The 10,756-nt window shown below is 48.2% G+C and carries 7 protein-coding genes; 3 read left to right on the top strand and 4 right to left on the bottom strand.

What is annotated here, in order from left to right; all coding sequences use genetic code 11:
• Positions 1-296 precede the first annotated feature (296 nt).
• Entirely contained in the window at positions 297-1,895 is a 1,599-nt protein-coding gene (locus J3A84_RS14010) for a peptide chain release factor 3 (protein ID WP_207600672.1), read from the top strand.
• Positions 1,896-2,059: 164 nt separating this feature from the next.
• Entirely contained in the window at positions 2,060-3,067 is a 1,008-nt protein-coding gene (gene trhO / locus J3A84_RS14005) for an oxygen-dependent tRNA uridine(34) hydroxylase TrhO (protein WP_207600671.1), read from the top strand.
• Positions 3,068-3,139: 72 nt separating this feature from the next.
• Here trhO and J3A84_RS14000 read toward each other — a convergent pair whose 3' ends face one another.
• Both J3A84_RS14000 and J3A84_RS13995 read right to left on the bottom strand, forming a co-directional pair.
• Positions 3,140-3,634, bottom strand: a complete 495-nt coding sequence (locus tag J3A84_RS14000) for a hypothetical protein (RefSeq protein WP_207600670.1) — start codon at positions 3,632-3,634, stop codon at positions 3,140-3,142.
• 83 nt (positions 3,635-3,717) lie between these two features.
• A complete protein-coding gene (locus J3A84_RS13995; RefSeq protein ID WP_207600669.1) occupies positions 3,718-5,013 on the bottom strand; it encodes a M18 family aminopeptidase in 1,296 nt (431 codons plus the stop codon).
• 240 nt (positions 5,014-5,253) lie between these two features.
• Between J3A84_RS13995 and J3A84_RS13990 the strand changes: the two genes are divergently transcribed.
• A complete protein-coding gene (locus tag J3A84_RS13990) occupies positions 5,254-6,429 on the top strand; it encodes a cation diffusion facilitator family transporter (protein ID WP_207600668.1) in 1,176 nt (391 codons plus the stop codon).
• Between the two features lie 119 nt (positions 6,430-6,548).
• On the opposite strand, the gene J3A84_RS13985 is transcribed toward J3A84_RS13990, so the two are convergent.
• Together J3A84_RS13985 and ftsH are read right to left on the bottom strand one after the other, a co-directional pair.
• A complete protein-coding gene (locus J3A84_RS13985; RefSeq protein WP_207600667.1) occupies positions 6,549-8,666 on the bottom strand; it encodes a HelD family protein in 2,118 nt (705 codons plus the stop codon).
• 50 nt (positions 8,667-8,716) lie between these two features.
• Positions 8,717-10,753: an ATP-dependent zinc metalloprotease FtsH gene (gene ftsH / locus J3A84_RS13980; RefSeq protein WP_207600666.1), complete on the bottom strand. Its 2,037-nt coding sequence runs from the start codon at positions 10,751-10,753 to the stop codon at positions 8,717-8,719.
• Positions 10,754-10,756 lie beyond the last annotated feature (3 nt).

The following is a 10,756-nucleotide window of genomic DNA, read 5'->3' as shown; positions in this document are numbered from 1 at the left end:
TATCCTCCTGATGTCCTGGGGTCGGATATCCTGTTCATCATAATGGCTTGTTTATTCTCTTTGCAACACTAAGTTCTGTTTCTCTCTTTTTTTCTTTTCTAAACGGAACTTACTATTACAATTAACATGCACCCATAAGTAAAAGAATAGTGAATTAAAAAGTGGTATAATCCATGATTATCAATTATAATATATAATTGGTCTTAAGATATGAAGTATCGCAAGTGAAGACTTGTAAATTAAAATTTCCCATCACAATACGTTTGTTGTGATTGTAAAGTATATGGAGGAAAAACGTGGAAGATTTAAGAAAAGAAATAGAACGTAGAAGAACCTTTGCCATCATTTCCCATCCTGATGCCGGTAAAACGACACTGACGGAAAAACTGCTTCTTTACGGAGGAGCCATCAGGCTTGCGGGTTCAGTCAAGTCCAGAAAGTCCAAAAACTATGCCGTATCCGACTGGATGGAAATCGAGAAGCAGAGAGGAATTTCTGTCACCTCCTCCGTCATGCAGTTCAACTATGACGGCTATGTCATCAACATTCTGGATACCCCTGGACATCAGGACTTCTCGGAAGATACCTACAGAACCCTCATGGCGGCGGACTCCGCGGTCATGGTGGTGGACGCCGCCAAAGGTGTGGAAGACCAGACCAGAAAGCTTTTCCATGTCTGCTCTCTGAGAAACATTCCAATCTTCACCATCGTCAACAAGATGGACCGTGAAGCCAGAGATCCCTTTGAGCTTATGGAAGACATCGAGAACGAACTGGGCATCAAGACCTATCCCATGAACTGGCCCATCGGGTCAGGCAAGGACTTCAAAGGGGTCTACGAAAGAGAGTCCAGCAGCATCCAGGTGTTCTCCTCTGCTGGTACCCACGGTTCCAGCACAGTGGCATCTGTGAAGGGTTCCGTGGACGATCCGGTCTTCAAGGATCTCATCGGAGATTCCTACCATGAGGAACTGAAGGAAAACATTGAGCTGCTGGATATCGCCGGAAACGAGTTCGATATGGGCGAAGTGCTGAAAGGGAACCTGAGTCCCGTCTTCTTCGCTTCCGCACTGACAAACTTCGGAATCGAGCCCTTCCTGAAATCCTTCCTGGAACTCACCTCTCCACCACTGCCAAGAGCCACCTCAGAGGGAGAAGAGATTGATGTGTTCAGCGACGATTTCTCAGCCTTTGTCTTCAAGATTCAGGCCAACATGAATCCGCAGCATCGTGACCGTATCGCCTTCATCAGAATCTGCTCCGGCAAGTTCAAGAAAGGCATGGAAGTCTATCATTACCAAGGCAAGAACAAGATCAAGCTGTCTCAGCCTCAGCAGTTTCTGGCCCAGGACAGAGAAGTGGTGGAGGAAGCCTACGCTGGAGACATCATCGGCGTCTTTGACCCCGGCATCTACGCCATCGGAGACACCCTCACAGAGCCAAAGAATAAGTTCAAATTCGAAGGAATTCCCGCTTTTGCTCCTGAGCATTTTGCAAGGGTGAGACCTATGGATACCATCAAGAGAAAGCAGTTTGTAAAAGGAATCACTCAGGTTGCTCAGGAAGGGGCCATCCAGGTCTATAAAGAACATCATATCGGAATGGAGGAGATCATCGTAGGCGTGGTCGGAACGCTGCAGATGGATGTACTGGAGTTCAGGCTCAAGAATGAATACGGTGTGGACATTAAGATCGATCATCTTCCCTACCGCTTTGTGCGCTGGATTGAAACCGCAGATGTGGATCTGGATAACATCGACATCACCTCAGACACAAAACTCGTCACGGACCTTCGAGGACGAAACATCCTCCTGTTCCAGAACGAATGGGGCATCTCCTGGGTGCTCAATCATAATGATAATCTTACGCTCACCGATGTGGGAAAAGTGGATTAGTGAAGCATACAGAGTACTGAAGAAATTCAGTGCTCTTTTTTTCGCCCTTCGTCTTCACATCCATATTCACTTTTCTGTCAATTTAGATTGCGCCCTATGGCAATTTACAAAATCTAATTATTGCGGTATACTGGTATCCATCAAAAATATGGAGAAGTGTAGAAATGAGCAAGAAACCATACAGCGTACTGCTGTACTATAAATTCACTGAAATCAGTAATCCCGAAACCTATGCCACAGAGCACAAAGCCTTCTGCCAGTCGCTGCATCTCAAAGGAAGAATTCTTGTTGCAGAAGAAGGCATCAATGGCACCCTTTCGGGCACCACAGAAGAGACAGAACGTTATATGACCCACATGAAAGGGGATCCCAGATTCTCCGACATGGTCTTCAAGATCCACGAGGAGGAAAGAAACGCCTTCCGGAAGCTCTATGTGAAGGCCCGGAAAAGCATCATCACCCTGAAGGAGGAAGACGAAGTGAATCCCGGTGAAAAGGTGGGTACCTACCTGAAGCCTGCTGAATGGTATGAAATGCTGCAGAAGGAGGATGTGATCATCCTGGACGGCAGAAACGGATATGAGTATGACATCGGTCACTTCAGAGGAGCCCTCCGACCCGACATTACAAACTTCAAGGAGTTTCCGAAGTGGATCGAGGAGAATCTATCCGAGCACAAAGACAAGAAAATCATCGCCTACTGCACCGGAGGCATACGGTGCGAGAAGCTCACCGGCGTCCTGCTCAATCAGGGTTTTCAGGATGTCTACCATCTGGAAGGCGGCATCGTGACCTATGGTCAGAATGAAGAGACCAGAGGCCGGCTCTGGGATGGAAAATGCTATGTCTTTGACGATCGGATCTCCGTCCCCATCAATCAGGAGGAGGACGTCATCGTATCAAAGTGCGTTCACTGCGGAGCCCTTACAGAACGCTACATCAACTGCACCAATGACGACTGCCACCTGCAGCACATCTCCTGCCAGTCCTGTGAAAAGGAACACGAAGGATTCTGCAGTACGGCATGCAGAGACCATGTGCTGAAGAACCCCGAAAGAGACGCCAGAGTGCGTCTCAAGGAAAAAGCCAGGCTGTATGCGATCTATGGACAGAAACACCGAAAAGCGAAAGAAGCCTTCGAGAAGCTGAAAGACGAAAACAGTTCCCTGTAAAGAAAAAAAGATTCTATCTGGATAATCCGCTCTGGATCTTCATAGATAGAATCTTTTCTGTTTTCAGTTGTTTCAGCCTCTCTTCACCGCATCCAGGATGGTCTTGGCATCAAAATCATAAGACTCCTCTGTCTCCACTGCCTGGGCGCCGTATAATGTCACAGTCTTCTGACCGGTATAGCTTATGGTGATCTTGTAGATGTCTCTGACCTCTTCATAATCTCTGTAGTTCAGAATACTATGGGTCACTCTTGTAGTCTCATAGACCATGAGCTTCTCGAAATCCTCATAGGGAGCCGGGTCTTCTCCCAGATCGATTTCCAGGATGATTTCATTGCCCTTGACCCTGGCGTCTTTCAGCGCTTTCCCTTCACTGTAGAATGCTTCCAGAACAGGTCTCACCTCTTCCAGATAGCTTCTGAGATTCTCATTATCTGCTGCGGATTCCTGTGCTGGATCAATATATTCTGATACATCTGGCGTCACACCCAGAAGACTGCACCCGGAAACCATGACGGCAAGTCCTGCCAGAAGGGTGGTCATAAACAGCTTTTTTATTCTTTTCAAATGCTTCACCTCTAAAATTATTCCTACTACTATTCTATTTCAATCCATCTACGCATCCATTACAAAAGGAAGACAATCGAAGCTTATTTCAGATTGAAATAGACTTCAAGCGCCTTTGTGAGATGGAGATGATCCTTCACGCCACCCAGCTCTCTTGCAGAGTGCATCCCAAGAAGCGGATTTCCGATGTCCAGGGTTCTGATGGGCAGATGGGTGGACCCGATGGGACCGATGGTGCTTCCGCCCGCAAGATCGCTTCTGTTCACGAAATACTGGTAAGGCACCTTTGCTTCCTCGCAGAGTCCTGCAAAGACACTCATGGAATCCGCATCGGAGGTGTATCTCATGTTTGCGGAGATCTTCATTACAGGTCCTTTGTTGATCACGGGTCTACTGGTCGGGTCATGCATTTCCGTATAGTTCGGATGCACACTGTGGGCAAGGTCCGCGGAGATCATGAAGGATTTTTCCAGGTTCTTCAGGAAATCCTCTCTGCTGCCACCCAGAGCGTAGAATACTCTCTCCATGAGGTCTCTTAATAGCGTGGAGTCTGCTCCCTGCTTCGTTGCACTGCCGCACTCTTCATTGTCGAAGAACGCACCCAGATTGATTCCTGAGAACTTCTCCGCAGCCTTCATGGCCGTGAAGATGCTGTGTACGCTGGATAGATTGTCCTGACGCTTGGAAGAAATGAACTCCTCCTCAAGACCCACAAGGCTTCCCTTCTCCACCTCGTAGACGAACAGATCAAAGTCCAGAATCTCTCTTGCATCCACCTGGAGCTCCCTGGCCACAAGGCTCTTCAGGAATCCTTTCTTCTCGAAGTCCTTATCCGCCATCATGACCACAGGAAGCACATGCTTCTGCTTGTTCACTTCCACGCCTTCATTGACCTTTCTGTTCATATGTATGGCCAGAGAAGGGATGTATAAGATGGGCTTTCTGAAATCAACCAGCACCGTCTTCGGCTGCATGATGCTCTCCCCCTTCAGCATGACGCGTCCGGCTAGAGACAGCGGTCTATCAAACCAGGTGGATAGAATGGGTCCGCCATAGGTTTCCACATTCAGCTTCAGGAATCCGTCCTGAAGAATCTCCGCATCAGGCTTGATCCGGAAGGTCGGGGAGTCCGTGTGGGCTCCTGCCATCTTGAATCCGCCTGTTAAAGGGTCTTTTCCGATCTGAACCATGAAAAGAGAGGAGTTGTTCTTGATATAGAAAGCTTTGTCGCCTTCCTGAAGTTTCCAGTCCTCTTCTCCTCTGAGTTCCTTATATCCCTGCTCTATCAGATCTTTCTTCATGACGTCCACTGCCTGAAAAGCGGTAGATGAATCATGCAGAAAATCGATGAGCTCCAGAGCCAGTTTTCTTTCTTCCATTATTTTCCTCCGTATCTGTAAGTTTTATTTCTATTCTATCACGAGGTGGTCCTCTTCGACCAGAAGTGCCCTGTGATTTAAACATTCCTCTACCAATATACCACAAAACATATGCCGGAGATACCGAAAACCCCCTTGGTATCCCCTCCCTTTTCAGAAGATTTCATGCTCAGGATAAAAGATAATATGTTATAATGAAGTCTAAAATCATCAGTCTGACAGTAAAGTGAGGAAATCATCGTGATCAATAAAATGATAGATAAAGTGGTGGATGGAAGAGATTTTCAGGTGGCGAAGGAAAGAGAGCGAATAGGGAGAATATCCGGAATACTGGGCATCCTCCTGAATTTCATCCTCTTCGCGGTGAAGGGACTACTGGGCCTTTTCACAGGCAGTATCGCCCTCATCGCCGATGCCTTCAACAATCTCACCGATACCGCCTCTTCAGTCATCACCATCATCGGATTCAAAATGGCGGGCAAGGAACCGGACAAGGAGCATCCTTACGGTCATGGCAGAATCGAATACCTCACAGGCCTGACCATCTCGGTATTGATCATCGTGGTGGGGTACCAGTTCGTGGTCTCCTCCTTCAAGAAGATTCTTTCCCCAAGTCCTGTGACATCAAGCCCTCTGATCATTGGCATCCTTGTCTTGTCCCTGAGCTTCAAGCTCTTCATTTATTATTTCAACAAAAGGCTGGGGAAGAAAGTGCAGTCAAGCACCCTCCTGGCCACAGCCCAGGATGCCATAGGAGACGTCCTCACCACCTCCGTGGTGATTCTCGGACTGATCCTCAGCCAATACACGACTCTCCCTGTGGACGGGTTCATCGGGGTCCTCATCGCCCTCTACATCATCTTCTCCGGATTGAGGCTTTCCCTGGAAACCATCAATCCCATTCTGGGAGAAAAACCCGAAAAGGAACTGGCGGAGAAAATCAAAAAAAGCGTTCTTTCCTATGACCCCATTCAGGGCGTTCACGATCTTCAGATTCATAACTACGGTCCTGCCAAGACCATGGCCACCATTGATGTGGAAGTGCCCCACGATATGAATCTGGTGGAGCTTCATAATCTGGTGGACAAAATCGAGCGGCACATCAGAGAAGACCTGAACATCAGCCTGGTGATCCATGTGGACCCCATCAATTATCAGGACGAGCGCTACATGGAAGTCAAAGAGATTGTAGGGGAAATGGCCTTAAGCATCGATCACGTGCTCTCCTTCCATGATTTCCGATACACTGGTCACAGTGAAGACGAACTCATCATCCTGGAAGTGGTAGTTGACAGCAGAAACACTTCGGAAAAGGACCGAGCAGCCATCAAGAAGGAACTGGAGGAGAAGCTCCATGAACGCTTCAAGACGGCGAGAATCATGATCACAGTGGATCTGGATGTGGCCGTTCTCTGAAACGACACAGAAATCCTTCCAAGCTGAAACAGCTGGAACATATATAGAAGCGGCCATGGAGAGTCCCTGCACTCTCCATGGCCGCTTCTTTTCATTGCATCCTCATCAGATGCTCATTCCTAATAGATCATGGTCTCCCTGAAGGTGATTCTCGTCAGCCTGTGCAGGGCTCTGGTGGCCATGATGTAGTTTATGAGGTCCTTGCCGTCCTCTTCAGCCTTCTCCGCCATGATGACACCGTCAAATTCCAGTCCCTTGGCAAAGTAGGAAGGCATGATATAGAGGTCACCCTTTAGCAGAGCATCTTCACTGTCGATGAGCTTCACATTGAGCTTCTTCTTCAGAAGCTGATACAGCTCCTTCGTGGTATTCATATCTCTTGTGAGAATACCGATGGTGTCCAGCTCGTTTTCCTTGTACTCCTCCACTTTCTTCACAATAACCTCCAGCATGTCTTCCATGCTCATGTCCTTGTGCTCTTCCACCGGACTTCCGTTTCTTACCAGAGGTACGATCTTCTCCCCACTCAGGAACCGGTTGGCGAAATCCATGATTTCGAAGGTGGAACGATAGCTTCTCGTCAGGTCGTAGTGGCGCACATCACGGAAGATCTCACCCAGATCGTTCATGTTGCTTCTACCTTCCAGAATCATCTGGTTGGTATCTCCTACCACCGTGAAGGAGCTGCAGCCGGTGATGTCCTTCAGTGCTTCGAAATGGATCATGGAGTATTCCTGGGCTTCATCCAGAACGATATGATTCACCTGATAGGGCAGCTTCAGTCCATGAAGTCTGTGCTTCAGATAAAGCATCGGAGCGATGTCCGCTTCCGTATAGAAGGCGAAGCTCTTCAGGTCACGATAGCTTCTCAGATAATCTCCTTCCGAGAGTTCTCTGAACTCTTTTCTCTTTTCCGAAACCAGCTGCAGAAGCTCTCTCAGCTCCGATTTCCTCATGCCGTCCAGCATATTGATGTCGTTGCCATCGGCCTTCATCTTCTTCTTATTCTCTTCATATCTTCTGTCGATTTCAAAGCGCTTTTCGTCTCTCACTTCCTTCAATCTCTTGACGATGATCTTCTTCAGTCTCTTGGCACGCCTGAAAAAGGGCATGTATTTGAAGTCCTTCAGAAGGATGTTTTCCATCTCTTCTCTTGTGAGTAGAGACTGTCCTAGAAATTCGATGTCTTTGAATTCAAAGTAGGTCTTTTCCGTTTCCTCGATCTTTTCTTCGAGAACCGCCCTGAAATCCGCACTTCTCTTTCTCCTGGCATCGGATACCAGCTCTTCGTCGCCACTGATCAGCGCTTCCGTATAATCCTCACCCATGAACATGGAGCCTTCAAATTCAAGGAGACTCAAGGCCAGATCCTTGAAGGTGTCGTTATGCACGCCGCCTTCACCCAGAGATGGGAGCACCTGGGAAATATAGTCCATGAACATGTTGTTGGGTCCAAGAATCAGCACCTTGTTCTCCAGTATCTTTCTGTAGTTATAGAGAAGGTAGGCTGTTCGATGGAGCGCGATGGTGGTTTTACCGCTTCCTGCCACACCATTGACCACCACAACGCCTTCGCGATTTTCCCTGATGATCCGGTCCTGCTCTTCCTGAATGGTCATGATGATGTCCTTGAGCTTCTTTCCTGCATTGGATGACAGCACCTCTAGCAGAATCTCATCTCTCACGTCGGTCTCCGTGTCAAAGACAGCTCTCAGTTCTCCTTCTTTTATGAGAAACTGACGTCTGAGACTGATATCCACATCCACATCCCCCATGGGGGCACGATATTTGTCCTTTCCCACAGACCCCTTATAGAACAGGGATGCGATGGGCGCTCTCCAGTCAATGATCAGTGGCTCGTACTCCTGCTCATCCACAAGGCCATACTTTCCGATGTAGATCGCTTCCTCTTCGTCCATCCCTTCTTCCTTGAATACCACCTTCCCGAAGTATGGCGTATTATGAAGTTCTGTCAGCTCCACGAGCTTTTTCTCGATGGCCTTGTAGGATTCCTCCTGTACAAACCGGTTATGGTCGAAGAAATCGATCTGCTTGTCTTCATCGCTCCTGTATTCATCTATGAGCGTCTTTCTGTATTCCACGATGTCGTCGTATACGGTTTTCTTCTTGCTGGTGCTTGAGAGAATATCTTCCATGATATGGTTTAAGACCTTTTCCAGATAGGCTCTCTCTTTCTGCAGCTCCAGGGGAGCTAAATCTACATTAAATTCTTTCATCTATTCCTCCAAAGGCATAGCCGTAATCCAAACGGATCACGGCCATACACTTATATTGTGCTGTCTTCGTTCTCTTCATCGGAAGATGTGCTTTCGGGCGCATTTCCCTCGTCCTTTTTCTCTTCATCAATGAATCCAGGCGTCTTCGGCTCTTCCTCCACATGGATGACCTCTTCCTCGTCATTAGCAAGCTGGGCTTTTTCGGCTTCTTCTCTTGATGCCTTTTCAGCTCTTGTCAGTCCGAAATCTTCCCCCATATGCTGCCTGACCACATGCATGAATTCAGGGCCTGTGATGGTTTCCTTATCCAGCAGGATCTCAGCAAGTTCAGTCATGAGCACTCTATGCTCTTCCAGTATTTCAATGGCCTTTCTGTGACAGGATTTGATGATGGCAAGAGTCTCTTCGTCCACCTTGGCCGCTGTTCTGTCACTGACATTCATGACGGTACGTCCATCCAGATACTGGCTTCTTACGGACTCCGAAGCCATCATGTCGAAGGTTTCGCTCATGCCGTAGAGGGTGACCATTCTTCTGGCCATGTTCGTCGCTCTTTCAATGTCATTGGACGCACCTGTGGTGATGGACCCGAATTCCACCTCTTCCGCCGCTCTTCCACCGAAAAGTATGGCGATTTCCGTGAGCATTTCATCCTTGCTCATGAGATACTTGTCATCTTCAGGAACCTGCATGGTATATCCCAAAGAACCCATGGTTCTTGGAATGATAGTGATCTTCATGACAGGGTCCGTATTCTTCTGCATGGCCGCAACCAGCGCATGACCGATCTCATGGAAAGCGACGATTCTCTTCTCCTTGGGAGACATGATCCGGTCTTTCTTCTGCTGACCGGCTATGACGAGCTCAATGGCTTCCTGCAGGTCTTCCTGCATGACATAGGCTCTTCCGTTCTTCACTGCACGAAGCGCAGCTTCATTGATCATATTGGCAAGGTCAGCACCTACTGCACCCGGGGTACCCTTGGCGATCTCATTAAGATTCACATCATCCCCCATCTTGACCTCTTTGGAATGAACTCTTAAAATGGCTTCTCTTCCCTTCAGATCCGGCGCATCCACAATGATTCTTCTGTCGAATCTTCCTGGTCTGAGCAGCGCCTTATCCAGCACTTCCGGTCTGTTGGTGGCCGCAAGAAGCACAATTCCCTTGGAGGAATCGAATCCGTCCATTTCAGCAAGGAGCTGATTCAGGGTCTGTTCTCTTTCGTCGTTCCCGCCGTATCCACCGGTTTCTCTCGACTTACCGATGGCATCGATCTCGTCTATGAAGATGATGCAGGGTGCTTTGGCCATGGCTTCCTTGAAGAGGTCACGGACTCTGGCTGCACCCATTCCTACAAACATTTCCACAAAGGCGGAACCGGATAAGGAGAAGAACGGAACTTTGGCTTCTCCTGCCACTGCTTTCGCCAGAAGGGTCTTCCCTGTTCCCGGAGGACCCACAAGCAGGGCTCCCTTGGGCAGCTTTGCACCGATGGAAACATATTTCTTCGGATTATGCAGAAAATCCACAATCTCGATGAGAGATTCCTTGGCTTCTTCCTGCCCGGCCACATCCTTGAAAGTGACACCGGTATCGCTCTCATAAAGCTTCGCTGTGCTCTTTCCGAAGGACATCATGCCTCCGCCGCCTCGTTTGTCCATGCTCTTCAGGATATAGTTTCCGAGGAAGAGCAGAAGACCGAGGGGCAGAATCCAGGATAGAAGGATGGTCATGATGGGATTTGCCACCTGCACCGTTGCCACTTCAAGTGGGATGCCCTTCTCCTTGATCAGCTTGATGATATCCTCATCGTTGCTGATCTGTCCTGTATAGAGCGTAAACCCGGAAAGTTCATCGCCTTCCACCATGGTGTACTCGAATTTCCTCTGGGACTCATCCAGTTTGATGGATGCTACCCGATCCTCCATGATGGCGGTATTGAATTCATTATAGGTCTGTTTCTGATTTCTGATGTCATTGGCGAAGTAATTGAATACGGTCACCATGACCAGAACACTGAGGAAGTATATGATATAGAATTTTATATTCTTATTCTTCCCAGGTTTATTGTTGTTACTGTTCATCCC

The organism is Proteiniclasticum aestuarii (assembly GCF_017368455.1).
Lineage (GTDB): Bacteria > Bacillota > Clostridia > Clostridiales > Clostridiaceae > Proteiniclasticum > Proteiniclasticum aestuarii.
The sequence above is the reverse complement of the archived record's forward strand: the minus strand, read 5'-3'. Positions and strand labels throughout refer to the sequence as shown.

Excerpts from the sequence above, each read along its gene's own strand:
- trhO (WP_207600671.1), top strand. The coding sequence starts at position 2,060 with ATGAGCAAGAAACCATACAGCGTACTGCTGTACTATAAATTCACTGAA.
- J3A84_RS13995 (WP_207600669.1), bottom strand. The coding sequence starts at position 5,013 with ATGGAAGAAAGAAAACTGGCTCTGGAGCTCATCGATTTTCTGCATGAT.
- J3A84_RS13985 (WP_207600667.1), bottom strand. The coding sequence starts at position 8,666 with ATGAAAGAATTTAATGTAGATTTAGCTCCCCTGGAGCTGCAGAAAGAG.
- ftsH (WP_207600666.1), bottom strand. The coding sequence starts at position 10,753 with ATGAACAGTAACAACAATAAACCTGGGAAGAATAAGAATATAAAATTC.